We start from the raw sequence: 14,711 nt of genomic DNA, 5'->3' as shown, positions 1-14,711 counted from the left end.
GGACACCGGTAGGTCCTCCTCGTTCGGCCCGCCGCGGGGGCGGGCGCCCCGGTGCGGATGTCCGTCCGGGGCCGTGCGCGCACCGGGCCCCTCGCGCGGTGCGGAGGCCGGAACGGCGATTCAAGCAGGTCCACCGCCCTCGGGGGAACCGCGTGCCCCCCGGCCGGGTACGGGCGTCGCGGCGGGGGAGCGCTGATTACCCTCGGATCCCGTGCCCGCCGCGATCGCCGTCCTGCCCCAGCCCCCGCTCCTCGTCCCCGCCCTGAGCGGCGACGCGGCGGTCGAGACCGAGGGGCTGCGCGAGGCCGTCGCCACCGCCGTGGCGGGTCTGGCCGCGGCCGCGGACAGCTGGGTCGTCGTCGGCGCCGACCCCGGCGGGCGGCGCACCGTCGCCCCGGGCACCCGGGGCACCTTCGCCGGCTACGGCCGCGACGTCCCCGTCGCGCTGCCCGGCCCGGACGGCCCCGACGAGGGCGCGGAGCTGCCGCTCCCGCTGCTGGTCGCGGCCTGGGCCGCGGCGCCGGCCGGGGTCGGGTCGGCGCGCGGCGAGCTCGTCGCACCGGACACCCCGGTCGCCGACTGCCTGGCGCTGGGCGCGGAGCTCGCCGGCGAGGGGGTCGGGCTGCTCGTCGTCGGTGACGGCGCGGCCAAGCACACCGCGAAGGCCCCCGGCGGGTTCGACGGCCGCGCCGAGGCGTTCGACGCCGTCGTCGCCGCCGCGTTCGACGCCGGTGACCCCGAGGCGCTCGCCCGGCTCGACCCGGACGGCGCCGCCGCGCTCTGGGCGTCCGGGCGCGCGCCGTGGCAGGTGCTGGCCGGTGCCGCGCGCGGGCGGGCCTGGACGGCGGCGCACCGGCACACCTCGATGCCCTACGGCGTCGCCTACCACGTGGCGCTGTGGGAACCGGCGTGAGCGCCCCTCCGTCGACGGCACCGCCGCTGGTCGTCGTGGTCGGGCCGACCGCGACCGGCAAGTCGGACCTGGGCCTGGAGCTGGCGCTGGCGCTGGACGGGGAGGTCGTCAACGCCGACGCGATGCAGCTCTACCGCGGCCTGGACGTCGGCACCGCGAAGCTCGCCCCGCACGAGCGGCGCGGCGTCGTCCACCACCAGCTCGACGTCCTGGACGTCACCGAGACCGCCTCGGTCGCGGCCTACCAGCGCGAGGCCCGCGCCGTCGTCGAGGAGCTGCGTGCCGCCGGGCGCACCCCGGTGCTCGTCGGCGGCTCGGGGCTCTACGTGCAGGCCGTGCTGGACGAGCTGGAGTTCCCCGGCACCGACCCGGAGCTGCGCGCCGCGCTGGAGGCCGAGCTGGAACGCGACGGGTCCGGCGCGCTGCACGCCCGCCTCGCCGCGGTCGACCCGGCCGCCGCGGAGCAGGTGCTGCCCTCCAACGGGCGGCGGATCGTCCGCGCGCTCGAGGTGATCGCGCTGACCGGCCGGCCGTTCCGGGCGACGCTGCCCGGCGCGGGCACCCCCCGCTACGACGCCGTGCTGCTCGGCGTGGACCGCGACGTCGCCGAGCTCGACGAGCGCGTCGCGCTGCGGGTGGACCGGATGCTCGACGACGGTCTGGTCGACGAGACCCGCGCCCTGCTCCGCCACGGGCTGGCGCAGGGCCGCACCGCGTCCCGCGCGCTGGGCTACCGGCAGGTGATCGAGGCCCTCGACCGCGACCCCGCCCACCCCGACCTCGCCGGCGTCCGGGAGGAGACGGTCCGGGCGACCCGGCGGTTCGTGCGCCGCCAGCGCTCCTGGTTCCGCCGCGACCGCCGCATCCACTGGCTCGACGGCGCCGACCCGGACCTGGTGGCCTCGGCGCGCGCGGTGCTCGCTCGTAGGCTGGTGGCATGACGGGCGGTATCGCGTTCAGCAAGGGGCACGGCACGCAGAACGACTTCGTGGTGCTGCCCGACCCGGACGCCGCGCTCGACCTCACCCCGGCCCGCGTCGCCGCGCTGTGCGACCGCCGCCGCGGCCTCGGTGCGGACGGGGTGCTGCGGGTCGTGCGCTGGGCGAAGCTCGCCGGGGAGCCCGGCGTCGGTGAGCCCGCCGACGGCGTCGAGTGGTTCATGGACTACCGCAACGCCGACGGCTCGCTCGCCGAGATGTGCGGCAACGGCCTGCGCGTGTTCGCCCGCTACCTGCACGAGCGCGGCTGGGCCACCGGCGGCCCGGTCGGCACCCGCAACGGGGTGCTCGACACCGCGGTCGGGCCGGACGGGGTCTCGGTCGGGCTCGGGACGGTCGGCGTCGGACCGGCGTCGGTCGCCACCAGCGGCGACGCGCGTTTCGACGGCATCGCCCTGGACGTCGGCAACCCGCACCTGGCCTGCGTCACCGCGGCCGACCCGGACACCCTCGACCTGACCCGCGCGCCCTCGTTCGACCCGGCGCTGTTCCCGAACGGGGTGAACGTCGAGTTCCTGACCCCGCTGGACGGTCCCGCCGACGGCGGCCGCATCCGGATGCGGGTGCACGAGCGCGGGGTGGGGGAGACCCGCTCCTGCGGCACCGGGACCGTCGCCGCCGCCGTCGCCGCGCTGCGGCACGCCGGGCACCCCGCCGGCGACGTGCAGGTCACCGTCCCGGGCGGGCTGCTGCGGGTGACGGTGGAGGCGGGTACCGACGAGCGGACCGGGCCCACGACGCTGCACGGCCCGGCCGTGCTGCTCGCGTCCGGGGAGCTGGACCGCGCGTGGTGGGACGCGCCCGCCTGAGCATCGCGAATCCGGGCGGACACGGGCCCCGCGACGTGGGAGGATGGGGTCAAGATGACTGATGCCCACACGCACCCCTCCGTGACCCCCTCCACGTCGAACCCGGTTCCGACGGGTGGCGAGCTCGACCTGGAGGAGCGCACGTCGCTGCGCCGGATCCACGGGCTGTCCACCGAGCTCACCGACATCACCGAGGTCGAGTACCGCAAGCTCCAGCTGGAGCGGGTCGTGCTCGTCGGCGTCTGGACCGAGGGCACGGCCGAGCAGGCCGAGAACTCGATGACCGAGCTGGCCCGCCTCGCCGAGACCGCCGGTTCCGAGGTGATGGACGGCCTCGTCCAGCGCCGCTCCAGCCCGGACCCGGCCACGTTCATCGGCTCCGGCAAGGTCGAGGAGCTGCTCGGGACCGTCCGCGCCACCGGCGCCGACACCGTGATCTGCGACGGCGAGCTGTCGCCCGGCCAGCTCCGTCAGCTGGAGGAGCGGCTCAAGGTCAAGGTCATCGACCGGACCGCGCTGATCCTCGACATCTTCGCCCAGCACGCCCGTTCCCGGGACGGCAAGGCCCAGGTCGAGCTCGCGCAGCTGTCCTACCTGCTGCCGCGGCTGCGCGGCTGGGGTGAGGCGCTGTCCCGGCAGGTCGGTGGCCGCGCCGCGGGCGGTGTCGGTATCGGTGGCCGTGGCCCCGGTGAGACGAAGATCGAGCTGGACCGGCGCCGGATCCGGGCGCGCATGTCGAAGCTGCGCCGCGAGATCGGTGCGATGCGCCAGGTCCGCGAGACCCAGCGCGGCAGCCGTCGCCGCAACGAGATCCCCTCGGTCGCGATCGTCGGCTACACCAACGCGGGCAAGTCGAGCCTGCTCAACCAGCTCACCGACGCCGGGGTGCTGGTGCAGGACGCGCTGTTCGCGACTCTGGACCCGACCACCCGCAAGGCGCAGACGCCCGACGGGCACGACTACACCCTCACCGACACCGTCGGGTTCGTGCGGCACCTGCCGCACCAGCTCGTCGAGGCGTTCCGCTCCACGCTGGAGGAGGCCGCCCGGGCCGACCTGCTGGTGCACGTCGTCGACGGGTCCGACCCGCTGCCCGACGACCAGATCGCCGCGGTCCGCCAGGTGCTCGTCGAGGTCGGGGAGGCCGCGGGCGACACGATGCCGCCCGAGCTGCTGGTGATCAACAAGACCGACGCGGCCGGTGACCTCGCGCTGGCCCGGCTGCGGCACGCCCAGCCGGACGCGGTGTTCGTCTCCGCGCACAGCGGCGCCGGGATCCCGCAGCTCCGGGAGCGCATCGCCGAGCGCCTGCCGCGCCCGGAGTACGAGGTCGACCTCCTGCTGCCCTACACCGAGGGTGCGCTGGTCGCGCGGCTGCACGACGACGGCGAGATCCTCGCCGAGGAGCACACCGCCGACGGCACCCGGATCCGGGCGCGGGTCAAGCCCGAGCTGGGCACCGCGGTGCTGCCGTTCGCGGTGGCGGGCTCGGCCCTGCCGGCCGGGACCGGCACCGACCTGCCGGCGACGGCGGCGGGCCACTGAGCGTCCCACCGGCCGGGCGAGCGGGTCCCGGGGTCGTGGCCCGCCGCCTGACCGCGGTTCTCTGCCTGTCCGGTGCGCTCACGGGTGCGGCCGCGCCGCCGTCCGGGGCGACCCCGGTCTGCTCGATCGACGACCCGCGGTTGGAGGAGCTGTCCGGGCTGGTCGCCGAGGGCCCGCCCGGCGCGGCCCCGCAGCGCTACCACGCCATCGTCGACGGCGGCGGGACCGCGCGGGCGTTCACCCTGGACCCGGCCGGCTGCGCGGTCACCGGCACCCGGCAGGCCGACGTCGCGGTCACCGACGTCGAGGACCTCGGCCTCGGACCGGGCGGGGAGCTGTGGCTCGCCGACACCGGCGACAACGGGGCGCAGCGCGGCTCGGTCCGGCTCGTCGTGCTGCCCCCGGCCGGGCCGCCACGGGTGCACGACCTGATCTACCCCGACGGTCCGCGCGACGTCGAGGCCCTGCTGGTCGGCGACGACGGCGTGCCCCTGCTGGTCGACAAGACCACCGGGGCCGCCGGGGTCTACCGGCCCGCCGCACCGCTGCGCGACGGCGGGGACCCCGTGGAGCTGCGCCGGGTGGCCCAGGTCGTGCTGCCCTGGTCCGGCACCGGTGGCGGGCCGCTCGGGGCCGCCGGGTCGCGCACGGTCACCGGCGGCGGGGTCTCGCCGGCCGGGGCCGAGGGCGGGCGCGCCGCCGTGCTGCGGACCTACACCGACGCCTGGGTGTTCCCGCTGCCCGCCGGCGGACCGGCGACGGCGGACGCGCTGGTCGAGGCCCTGGGCGGGGCACCGCTGCCGGTGCCGTTGCCGGGGGAGGTCCAGGGTGAGGCGGTCGCCCCGGACGGCCAGGGCGCGCTGCACTCCGGGAGCGAGGCGCGGGGCCTGACCGCGGCGGCGATCACGGTCGTCCCGGGCGCGGTGACCGCGGCGACCGTTCCGCGGGCACCGGTCGTGCCCCAGCCCGCCGAGGTGCCGGAGTACCGCACGTACCCGTCGTGGCTGCCCGCCGCGGGCGGGGCCGCGGCGCTCGGGGCGCTGCTGGTCGCCGGCGCCGTCGCGATGTCCCTGCACGGACGGCGCCGCCGGTCCCGCTGACCGCGGGACGGGGCGCCGTCCGAGGCGGTCAGAGGCGGCGCAGGACCGCCACGACGCGGCCGAGGATCGACGCGTCGTCACCCGGGATCGGGTCGTAGGCGTCGTTCGCGGGCATCAGCCAGATGTGCCCGTCCTTGCGGCGGAACGTCTTCACGGTCGCCTCGCCGTCGATCATCGCGGCCACGACCTCGCCCTGCTCGGCCACCGGCTGCTGGCGCACGACGACCCAGTCGCCGTCGGTGATCGCGGCGTCGACCATCGAGTCGCCCTTGACGTTGAGCAGGAACAGCGTGCCCTCGCCGACGATCTCGCGCGGCAGCGGGAACACGTCCTGCACGGCCTGCTCGGCCAGGATCGGGCCACCGGCGGCGATGTCGCCGATGAGCGGCACGAACGCCGGCGCCGGCCGCGCGGAACGCAGGTCGGCGGTGTCGGTGTCGGAGTCCGTCCCGTCGGTACCGGCGATCTGCTCCGGGCTGCGGACGTCGACCGCGCGGGTGCGGTTCGGGTCGCGCCGGAGGAAGCCCTTGCGCTCCAGGGTGCGGAGCTGGTGGTGCACCGACGAGGTGGACGTGAGGCCCACCGCGTCACCGATCTCGCGGACGCTGGGCGGGTAGCCGTACCGGTCCACCCAGTCCCGGATGACGGCCAGGACCTTCTTCTGCCGCGGGGTCAGGCCGCGGGTGTCGGCCGCGGGGTCGGGGAACTCCCGGACCTTCGCGGATCCCCGGTCCGCGGCGGTGCCGGTCACGCCGGGACCACCGTGTCCGGTGTCGTCCGCTGCCATCGCATTCGCCTCCTCGGGGTACTTACGGCGACGACCCTAGCCGCCGCGGGCCCGTTCGCCAAACATGCGTTCGAAGTCGCCCGGGGCGTGTCGTGGATTCCGGCGGGCCGCGGTGGTACAACATCGCACAGGCGTTCGATCGAACACTGGTTCGATCGAACGCGGTCCGCGTCGCCGCCCGGCCGCGCGGGGGAGACCGGCAGCGGGAACGGCAGCGGGGGTGGCGATCGTGGGTACGGCGGTCATCGGGGACGTGACGGTCATCGGGCGGGTCCCGGTGCGCACCACGACCGACGGGGTGCGTCCCGGCCCGGCGCCGGGCGTCGTGCGCCGTGCGGTGGCCGCGTCGGGTGTCCTGCTCGCCTCGGCGGCCGCGGTCGTCGCGCTCGGGGTGCTCGCCGACGTCGCGGTCGCCACCCACGGCCCGGCCGGGCCGCCCGCGGTCGGCGCACCACGCTGAGAACGTCCCGGCACGGGCGACGACCTGCGGGAACGCGGTTGTTGTCGGTGCCGGGTGCTACACCGCTCGTACGCCCGTTCGACCGGGCTCGGGGAAGGGCCGGTCGGGAGCGGGGGAGACGAGACCGCCCGGGGGACGGGCGGTCCGACGGCAGGAGGAACCATGCGAGAGCTCGACGAGCGGATCCGCGACCACGGCGCGGTCGGCTGCCTGACCGGCGCCCCGGCGCCCGGCACCCCCACCTCGCGCGCCCGGCGCGCCGCCCGGGAGCGGGTGCGGGCCGCCGACGGCGTCGCCGGTGCGGCCGGTGCCGGCTCGTCGGCCGCCGCCCGCGCGGCCCACCGGTGGGCCGCCCACGGGGCGCACGAGCGCGCGCTGACCGAGTCGGTCGCCCGCCATCCCGCCGCCCGTTCCCGGCGCGCCCCGGTGCCCGGTCCCTCGGGGGCCGGTCCCGCCGGCGGTCCGAACGTCGCCGTCCGGACGCCCCGCTGCACCACCGCGGCCCCGGCCCCGGGGGCGACGGCGACCCTGACGCGGCCCGCACCGGCCGCGGCGCCGGCCCGTACGCGGTCGGTGGCCGTGCCGGCACCGCGCACCGTCCGTCCGCCGTCCCGGCGCTGCCTGGTCCCGGCGCGCCCGCGCCCGGCCCGCAGCCGCGCCCGCGGTCGCCTGGAGCGGTTCCTCACCGGGGTCGCGGCCCTGCTGTGCGCGACGACCGCGGTGGTGGCGCTCGGGCTACTGGGCGACGCGGCGGCGGGCTGGAACGCCCCCGCGGCCGCCGTGCCGTCGGTCGGCGCCGTGCGCTGACCTCGGCCGGCGCCGCGCCCGGGGCGCGCACGGCTGTGCGCCGCGCGGCGGGGCGGTCCGAGGTGGTGACGGTGCGGAGCGGCGGACGCCGTGTCGGCGTGGCATCGGGTGACGGCGTGCGCGGGGATGGCGCACGGGTGTCGGGGCGCGGTCGCCGGGATGTCGTCGGAGGAGTCGGCGACGTGCCGCCGGGCGCGTCCGCAGGGCGTGTCCCCGCATCGGGTGGCCGCCGGTCGCGGTCCCTGCGGCGCGACGGACGGCGCCGCCCGCGACGTTCCTCGGCGCCACCAGCGCCGATGCCCCGCTCCATGATCGTCGGCGACGGACCGGTCGCGGAACGTGGTGTGCGAGGCTCGGATCCCGATCGGGCGAAGCTCGGCGTGGCGTGGGCCCCGGGATGGCGTACCCCTAGATGTAGGGGTTACATTGGTGTCGTTCCGCCACTGGTTGGGGGGACTGATCGCTGCGGAGAGTTTCCGGAACGTCACGGAAGAGGGGTGTGAGCGTCCATGCGCTGCCCGTTCTGCCGACACCCGGACTCCCGCGTGATCGACTCCCGGACCGCCGACGACGGGACATGCACCCGCCGGCGCCGGTCCTGCACCTCGTGCGGACGACGGTTCACCACGGTCGAGGAGGCCGTGCTCGCCGTCGTCAAGCGCAGCGGGGTGACCGAACCCTTCAGCCGGCAGAAGGTCGTCGGCGGGGTTCGGCGGGCGTGCCAGGGCCGGCCGGTCGACGAGGACGACCTGCAACAGCTCGCCCACCGGGTCGAGGAGACGGTGCGGGCGCGCGGGGCGGCGGAGCTTCCCAGCCACGAGGTCGGGCTGGCGATCCTCGGGCCGCTGCGTGAGCTCGACGAGGTCGCGTACCTGCGGTTCGCGAGTGTCTATCGGTCCTTCTCCTCCATCGAGGACTTCGAGAAGGAGATCGCCGACCTGCGTTCGGCGGCTGCCGGGGAAGCAGCCGACGACGAGGCCGGCCACCACCCGGACGGCTGAGCGGCGCGTCGTCGTCGCCGGTCGTACAGGGAAGAGAGCCGTCCGCGCACCCCAGCGTGCGGGCGGAGAAGCGTCGGATGTGCGGAGGCAGTTCATGACCGAGACCGTCGGGGGCCCGACGACAGACACCGGTGAGAGCGCGGCGGCCAAGCCGTCGCGTGGCCGCGGGAAGACCGGCGCCAAGCGCGCGCCCGGCCTGACCGTGCAGCGTGTCTTCACCACCGAAGGGGTCCACCCCTACGAGGAGGTGGAGTGGGAGCGCCGCGACGTCGTCATGACGAACTGGCGCGACGGCACCGTCAACTTCGAGCAGCGCGGCGTCGAGTTCCCGCGCAGCTGGTCGGTCAACGCCACCAACATCGTCACCAGCAAGTACTTCCGCGGCGCGGTGGGCTCGGACACCCGTGAGTCCAGCCTCAAGCAGCTCGTCGAGCGGGTCGTCGGCACCTACAAGCGGGCCGGTCTCGAGCACGGCTACTTCGCCACCGACGGCGACGCCGAGATCTTCGACCACGAGCTGACCTGGATGCTGATCCACCAGGTGTTCAGCTTCAACTCGCCGGTGTGGTTCAACGTCGGCACCGCCAGCCCGCAGCAGGTCAGCGCCTGCTTCATCCTCTCGGTCGACGACACCATGGAGTCGATCCTGAACTGGTACCGCGAGGAGGGCCTGATCTTCAAGGGCGGCTCCGGTGCCGGCCTGAACCTCTCGCGCATCCGCTCGTCGAAGGAGCTGCTGTCCTCCGGCGGCACCGCCTCGGGCCCGGTCTCGTTCATGCGCGGTGCCGACGCCTCCGCGGGCACCATCAAGTCCGGCGGCGCCACCCGGCGCGCGGCGAAGATGGTCGTCCTCGACGTCGACCACCCCGACATCGAGGAGTTCGTCGAGACCAAGGCCAAGGAAGAGGCCAAGGTCCGCGTCCTGCGCGACGCCGGCTTCGACATGGACCTGGGCGGCTCCGACATCACCTCGGTGCAGTACCAGAACGCCAACAACTCCGTCCGCGTCACCGACGAGTTCATGCGCGCCGTCGAGGGGGCACCGACTTCGGTCTGCGTGCCCGCATGACCGGTGAGGTCATCGAGCGCGTCGACGCCCGCAAGCTGTTCCGCGGCATCGCCGAGGCGGCCTGGAACTGCGCCGACCCCGGCATCCAGTACGACGGCACGATCAACGACTGGCACACCACCCCGGAGTCGGGGCGGATCAGCGCGTCGAACCCGTGCTCGGAGTACATGCACCTGGACAACTCCAGCTGCAACCTGGCGTCGCTGAACCTGCTGAAGTTCCTCGACTCCGACGACCGGTTCGACGCCGAGACCTTCGCCAAGGCCGTCGAGCTGATCATCACCGCGATGGACATCTCGATCTGCTTCGCGGACTTCCCGACCGAGCCGATCGCCGACACCACGCGCCGGTTCCGCCAGCTGGGCATCGGCTACGCCAACCTCGGCGCGCTGCTCATGGCGACCGGCCACGCCTACGACTCCGAGGGCGGCCGCGCGCTCGCCGGGTCCATCACCTCGCTGATGACCGGTGCCGCGTACAAGCGCTCCGCCGAGCTCGCCGGCGTCGTCGGCCCGTACGAGGGCTACGCCCGCAACGCCGAGTCCCACCAGCGCGTCGTCCGCAAGCACGCCGCGGAGAACGACCGCATCCGCACCTTCGCCTCCAGCACCCCGGTGCAGAAGCTCGCCACCGAGGTCTGGAAGCAGTGCCAGGAGATCGGCCAGGTCAACGGCTGGCGCAACGCGCAGGCGTCGGTGCTGGCCCCGACCGGCACGATCGGCCTGATGATGGACTGCGACACGACCGGCATCGAGCCGGACCTGGCGCTGGTCAAGTTCAAGAAGCTGGTCGGCGGCGGCTCCATGCAGATCGTCAACCAGTCGGTGCGCCGCGCCCTGGACAACCTCGGCTACCAGGCCGAGCAGGCCGAGGCGATCGTCGAGTACGTCGCCGAGCACGGCCACGTGGTCGACGCCCCGGGCATGAAGCCCGAGCACTACGAGGTGTTCGACTGCGCCATGGGCGACCGGACGATCGCCCCGATGGGCCACGTCCGCATGATGGCCGCCGCGCAGCCGTTCCTGTCCGGCGCCATCTCCAAGACGGTCAACATGCCCGAGCGGGCGAGCGTCGAGGACGTCGAGCGGATCTACCTCGAGGGGTGGCGCCTCGGCCTCAAGGCCCTGGCGATCTACCGCGACAACTGCAAGGTCGGCCAGCCGCTGTCCGCGGGCAAGGGCGGCGACAAGAAGGCCGACGCCGAGCCGGAGAAGCACGTCGTCGTCGAGCAGCGGCCGGTCCGCAAGCGGCTGCCGAAGAAGCGGCCCAGCGAGACCGTGTCGTTCACCGTCGGTGGCGCCGAGGGCTACCTCACCGCCGGCAGCTACCCCGACGACGGCCTCGGCGAGATCTTCGTCAAGCTCGGCAAGCAGGGCTCGACCCTGGCCGGCGTGATGGACGCCTTCTCGATGTCGATCTCGGTGGGTCTGCAGTACGGCATCCCGCTGGAGTTCTACGTCTCGAAGTTCTCCAACCTGCGCTTCGAGCCGGCCGGGATGACCGACGACCCGGACGTCCGGATCGCGACCTCGGTGCTGGACTACCTGTTCCGCCGCCTGGCACTGGACCACCTGCCGTACGAGAAGCGCGCCCAGCTGGGCATCTTCTCCTCCGACGAGCGGTCCGCCCAGGTCGAGAACGACTACGGCACCGGCGAGAAGCTCGACATGGAGGAGTTCCGCTCCTCCGTGCCGACGACCGAGGAGCGCAAGGAGGCCGGTGTCGATCCGGCCCCGGTCGAGGTCGGCAGCTCCACCGAGCTGCTCGAGCTGCGTCTGGGCAAGGCCGCCGACGCACCGCTGTGCATGACCTGCGGGACGAAGATGCGCCCCGCCGGATCCTGCTACCTCTGCGAGGGCTGCGGCTCCACCAGCGGCTGCAGCTGAACGACACCGCACCACACCGGGGCGGCTCCGACACCGGAGCCGCCCCGGCGCGTGTGGTGCAGGCAGGGATCGGGGACCACGTGACCGAGGACCGCACCGCGGAGGTGGCCGGGCGCCTCGGCGTCGACCCGCGGGTGCTCGCCGTGCTCGTCGCCGCCCCGTGGCGCGCCGCGGACGGCCACGACACCGGGCCCGTCGCGGAGCCGGCGGGGGAGCGCGGCACCGTCTACGTCGGCGTCCCGTCCCCGGCGGAGCTGCGCGAGCTCGACCTGCCCGCCGACGGGCTGCGGCACTTCGGGCTCACCCCGGCCGACCTGCGTCGCGGCGGCTGGACCGACGCGGACCTGCGCTCGGCGGGGCTCCTCCCGCCCGGCGCGACGCCGGACCCGGTGGCCTGGTTCGTCGCGGGGGAGCCGCCGCAGCTGATGCTCGGGTTCGACCCGGCCGGTCCGGTGCTGCTGGCCCGCCCGGAACCACGCTGGGACGGCCACCTCCCGGTGCTGGACCCGGCGGACGCGGTGGAGGTACCCGTCCTGCCCGGCTGCGACGACCCCGACGGCGACGCCGGGCTCGCCGTCCGCCAGGTGCGTGACGGTCTGCTGCGCCGGGCCCGGCGCCGGCTCACCCACTGCGTGATCTGCCTGCGCCCGGTGCACCGGGCCGCGACGACGCACGGCGCCTGCCACGGCTGTGCCGGCACCTGGCTGGGGTTCGTGTTCTGACCCCGGGCCCGGGGTCAGGTCGCTGAGACCGGTCCCGGCCGCGCCCCGGCGACGCCGGCGGGCGGGGGAGCGGGGCAGCGCAGCAGCTGACGCCACTGCTCCGGGCTCCACCGCGCCGGGTCGGTGGACCCCAGGAACTCCTCCAGCACCCCGACGAACCGGGCCGGGTCGCTGTGGTGCGGGAAGTGCCCGGCGTCGTCGAAGACCTCCAGCCTGCTGCCCGGCATCGCGGCGTGCGCGGTGCGCGCGTGCGCCAGCGGTACGACGGCGTCCCGGGCGCCCCACACGAGCATCGTCGGCATCCCGCGGGTCAGGTAGCAGCGGTCGAGCATGGTCACCACCTGCCCGCGCCAGTCGACGACGGCGCGCAGCGTCCGGATGAACGCCGTCCGCGACGTCGCGTCGGGCAGCGCGTCGACCAGCCGGAGCAGGTCGGCGGCGTCGCGGCCGAGGTCGGCCCCGACCAGGCGCAGCGCGTCGACGGCCCACCCGAGCTGCCACCGCAGCAGTGGCAGCTGCGAGGCCGCCAGCACCGCGTGCGCGCCGGGCAGGCTCACCGCGCGCAGCAGCGGCGTCACGTCCGGACCCGCCCCGCCGGTCCCGACCAGCACGAGACGCTCGGTGCGTTCGGGGTACTGGTAGGCGAACTGCATGGCGACGCCGCCGCCGAGCGAGTGCCCCACCAGCGTCGCGCGGGGCACCCCGAGGACTCCGAGCAGGTCGCGGACCCCGTTGGCGTAGGCGGCGACGGAGTAGTCGGCGCGCGGCTTGTCCGAGTGCCCGTGCCCGAGCAGGTCCGGGGCGATCACCAGATGCCGCCGGGCCAGTGCGGGGAACACCGCCTCCCACGTGGCCGAGCTGTCGCCGATCCCGTGCACGAGCACGACCGCGGGCCCGGAGCCGGCCACCCGGAACGCCCGCCGGTAGCCGTGCACGGTGCGGAACCGCAGCTCCGAGTCCCGCGGCGGCACGACACCGAGCCGGTCGCCGACCGGTGCCGGGCGCGAGGTGGGGGCCGCCATCCGCCCGACGGTAGGACCGCCGGGTTACCTCGGTGTTGCCGTCGGCGAACGGCGGTACGGCACCTAGGGTCGACGGCGTGAGCGAGCGCTACCGGGTCGTCCCGGCGTCCTACGTCCTGCTGCTGCGCGGCACCGGTGACCGCACCGAGGTGCTGCTCCAGCTGCGCGCCGGAACCGGGTTCATGGACGGCCACTGGGCCGCCGCCGCGGCCGGGCACGTCGAGGCGGGCGAGGACGCGGCCGCCGCCGCGGTGCGCGAGGCCCACGAGGAGCTCGGCGTCACCGTCGACCCCGCCGACCTCGTCCCGCTGACCGCGGTGCACCGCACCCAGCGCAACGGGAACCCGGTCGACGAACGCGTCGACTTCTTCTTCACCTGCCGCCGCTGGACCGGCGAGCCACGCCGCGCCGAGGACGGGAAGACCGCGGGCCTGGACTGGTTCGCCCTCGCCGACCTGCCCGCCGACACGGTCCCGCACGAACGCGCGGTGCTCGACGCCCTGCGCGACGGCGGCGTCGCCGCGGTCCGCAGCCACGGCTTCCGGTAGCGGCCTACTCCGGGTCGACGAGCTGGATCTCGACGGTGACGTCCGGGCTGTCGGTGTCGTCGGGGTCGATCGCCCAGTGCAGCACCCAGTCGACCTCGTAGTCGTCGCGCCCCCGGCCGGGCGGGGCGAAGTTGACCCACTCGCCGGCCCGGGGCAGCGTCTGGAACAGGCGGACGAAGTCGGGCTGCTGCCCGATCCTCACCCGCGCGGTGATCGGTGTCTGCGACGACGGGGAGCCCACGCCGCGATGCTGCCCGACCGGCGCCCCGCGCGCCACGCCCGCCGGGTCAGGGCCGGACGGCGCCCAGGAACCAGCGGTCCACCGAGAACGGCTCGTCGCCGCAGGACGCGACGCCCGACGCCCACGCGTCGACGTCGGCCCGGGTGAGCCCGCACCGACCCGGCGCGGCGTCGGCGACCATCTCCCGCAGCGCGGCGCCGTAGCCGGTGGAGGCCGGCCCGCGCATCGGCATCCTGCGCGTCCACTCCCCGTCGAACCCGGCGCGCTGCAGCAGCGGGCCCAGCTCGTAGGGCAGCCGCGACCGCGGCACCGTGGTGCACCACGCGTCGCGGACGCGGCGGTGCCGGTCCTGCCCGGGCCCGGGCCAGTGCAGCGAGGTCCAGTCCGTGTCCAGGACCAGCAGCCGCCCGCCCGGGCGCAGGACCCGGTACAGCTCGGCGACGGCCGTCGGCAGGTCCTCGAGGAACTCCAGCACCTGCAGGCAGGCCACCGCGTCGTACGGCCCGCCGGGCAGCGAGCCCGGACCGGCCAGTGCGCGCTGGGTGACGACGGCCCGGGTGCCGCACCGGCGTCGCGCCAGCGTCACCATCACCGGGTCCGGGTCGACACCCGTGGCGCCCGGACCGACGGCCCGGGCGACCTCGTCGAGCAGCTGTCCCGGTCCGGTCCCGACGACCAGGATCTGCTCCCCGGCCCGCGGACCCAGCAGCTCCAGGGTCCGCTCCCGTTCGGTGCGGGCCTCGGCGGTGTCGTAGGTGTCCGCGACCCGCCGCGCGCTCGCGGCGTCGACCGGCAGCATTCCG

General features: G+C 75.5%; 16 protein-coding genes. 12 read left to right on the top strand and 4 right to left on the bottom strand.

The annotated features are described in order from the left end of the window. Window positions 1–211: 211 nt before the first annotated feature. From DMP17_RS38230 to DMP17_RS38210, 5 genes are read left to right on the top strand one after another with little or no spacing between them, the layout of a single operon-like run. Window positions 212–913 carry a hypothetical protein gene (locus DMP17_RS38230; RefSeq protein ID WP_226366464.1) on the top strand — a complete coding sequence of 234 codons (702 nt, stop codon included), beginning with the start codon at window positions 212–214 and terminating at the stop codon, window positions 911–913. Continuing rightward, window positions 910–1,854 (top strand): tRNA (adenosine(37)-N6)-dimethylallyltransferase MiaA, encoded by a 945-nt coding sequence (gene miaA / locus DMP17_RS38225; protein WP_337832067.1) that lies wholly within the window; start codon window positions 910–912, stop codon window positions 1,852–1,854. Before DMP17_RS38230 ends, miaA begins: the two co-directional genes overlap by 4 nt. Further along, complete coding sequence (gene dapF / locus DMP17_RS38220; RefSeq protein WP_226350504.1) at window positions 1,851–2,720, top strand: diaminopimelate epimerase; 870 nt, start codon at window positions 1,851–1,853, stop codon at window positions 2,718–2,720. The genes miaA and dapF overlap by 4 nt, the downstream gene beginning before the upstream one ends. A 54-nt stretch (window positions 2,721–2,774) precedes the next feature. After that, window positions 2,775–4,265 (top strand): GTPase HflX, encoded by a 1,491-nt coding sequence (hflX, locus tag DMP17_RS38215; RefSeq protein ID WP_337832066.1) that lies wholly within the window; start codon window positions 2,775–2,777, stop codon window positions 4,263–4,265. A gap of 35 nt (window positions 4,266–4,300) precedes the next feature. Beyond that, window positions 4,301–5,365 (top strand): hypothetical protein, encoded by a 1,065-nt coding sequence (locus DMP17_RS38210; protein ID WP_337832065.1) that lies wholly within the window; start codon window positions 4,301–4,303, stop codon window positions 5,363–5,365. Between the two features lie 28 nt (window positions 5,366–5,393). Here the strand turns inward: DMP17_RS38210 and lexA are convergent, their stop codons facing one another. After that, a complete protein-coding gene (gene lexA / locus DMP17_RS38205; RefSeq protein WP_062396661.1) occupies window positions 5,394–6,152 on the bottom strand; it encodes a transcriptional repressor LexA in 759 nt (252 codons plus the stop codon). A 229-nt stretch (window positions 6,153–6,381) separates the two neighbouring features. On the opposite strand from lexA, the gene DMP17_RS38200 reads away from it, so the two are divergent. The 6 genes from DMP17_RS38200 to DMP17_RS38180 all read left to right on the top strand — a co-directional run bounded on the left by DMP17_RS38200 (window position 6,382) and on the right by DMP17_RS38180 (window position 12,097). Continuing rightward, window positions 6,382–6,612 carry a hypothetical protein gene (locus tag DMP17_RS38200; protein WP_226366459.1) on the top strand — a complete coding sequence of 77 codons (231 nt, stop codon included), beginning with the start codon at window positions 6,382–6,384 and terminating at the stop codon, window positions 6,610–6,612. 162 nt (window positions 6,613–6,774) lie between these two features. Continuing rightward, complete coding sequence (locus tag DMP17_RS38195) at window positions 6,775–7,419, top strand: hypothetical protein (RefSeq protein ID WP_337832064.1); 645 nt, start codon at window positions 6,775–6,777, stop codon at window positions 7,417–7,419. A 509-nt stretch (window positions 7,420–7,928) separates the two neighbouring features. Continuing rightward, on the top strand, window positions 7,929–8,420 hold the full coding sequence (gene nrdR, locus DMP17_RS38190; RefSeq protein ID WP_062396654.1) for a transcriptional regulator NrdR: 492 nt from the start codon (window positions 7,929–7,931) through the stop codon (window positions 8,418–8,420). Window positions 8,421–8,514: 94 nt separating this feature from the next. After that, entirely contained in the window at window positions 8,515–9,489 is a 975-nt protein-coding gene (locus DMP17_RS46565; protein WP_443217942.1) for a hypothetical protein, read from the top strand. Then, window positions 9,486–11,375, top strand: coding sequence for a vitamin B12-dependent ribonucleotide reductase (locus tag DMP17_RS38185; protein ID WP_443217941.1), 1,890 nt, complete (start codon window positions 9,486–9,488; stop codon window positions 11,373–11,375). The genes DMP17_RS46565 and DMP17_RS38185 overlap by 4 nt, the downstream gene beginning before the upstream one ends. 80 nt (window positions 11,376–11,455) lie before the next feature. Continuing rightward, window positions 11,456–12,097 (top strand): hypothetical protein, encoded by a 642-nt coding sequence (locus DMP17_RS38180; protein ID WP_226350510.1) that lies wholly within the window; start codon window positions 11,456–11,458, stop codon window positions 12,095–12,097. Between the two features lie 14 nt (window positions 12,098–12,111). Here DMP17_RS38180 and DMP17_RS38175 read toward each other — a convergent pair whose 3' ends face one another. Continuing rightward, window positions 12,112–13,119, bottom strand: coding sequence for an alpha/beta fold hydrolase (locus tag DMP17_RS38175; RefSeq protein ID WP_226350511.1), 1,008 nt, complete (start codon window positions 13,117–13,119; stop codon window positions 12,112–12,114). Window positions 13,120–13,196: 77 nt separating this feature from the next. Here DMP17_RS38175 and DMP17_RS38170 point away from each other — a divergent pair, with 77 nt between their 5' ends. Further along, window positions 13,197–13,667, top strand: coding sequence for an NUDIX domain-containing protein (locus DMP17_RS38170; RefSeq protein ID WP_226350515.1), 471 nt, complete (start codon window positions 13,197–13,199; stop codon window positions 13,665–13,667). Between the two features lie 4 nt (window positions 13,668–13,671). On the opposite strand, the gene DMP17_RS38165 is transcribed toward DMP17_RS38170, so the two are convergent. Together DMP17_RS38165 and DMP17_RS38160 are read right to left on the bottom strand one after the other, a co-directional pair. Then, on the bottom strand, window positions 13,672–13,908 hold the full coding sequence (locus DMP17_RS38165) for a hypothetical protein (RefSeq protein WP_226350516.1): 237 nt from the start codon (window positions 13,906–13,908) through the stop codon (window positions 13,672–13,674). 46 nt (window positions 13,909–13,954) lie between these two features. Next, window positions 13,955–14,707 carry a methyltransferase domain-containing protein gene (locus DMP17_RS38160; protein ID WP_226350517.1) on the bottom strand — a complete coding sequence of 251 codons (753 nt, stop codon included), beginning with the start codon at window positions 14,705–14,707 and terminating at the stop codon, window positions 13,955–13,957. Window positions 14,708–14,711 lie beyond the last annotated feature (4 nt).

Source organism: Pseudonocardia sp. TMWB2A (assembly GCF_017312135.1).
This window is presented reverse-complemented; position numbering and strand designations above follow the sequence as displayed.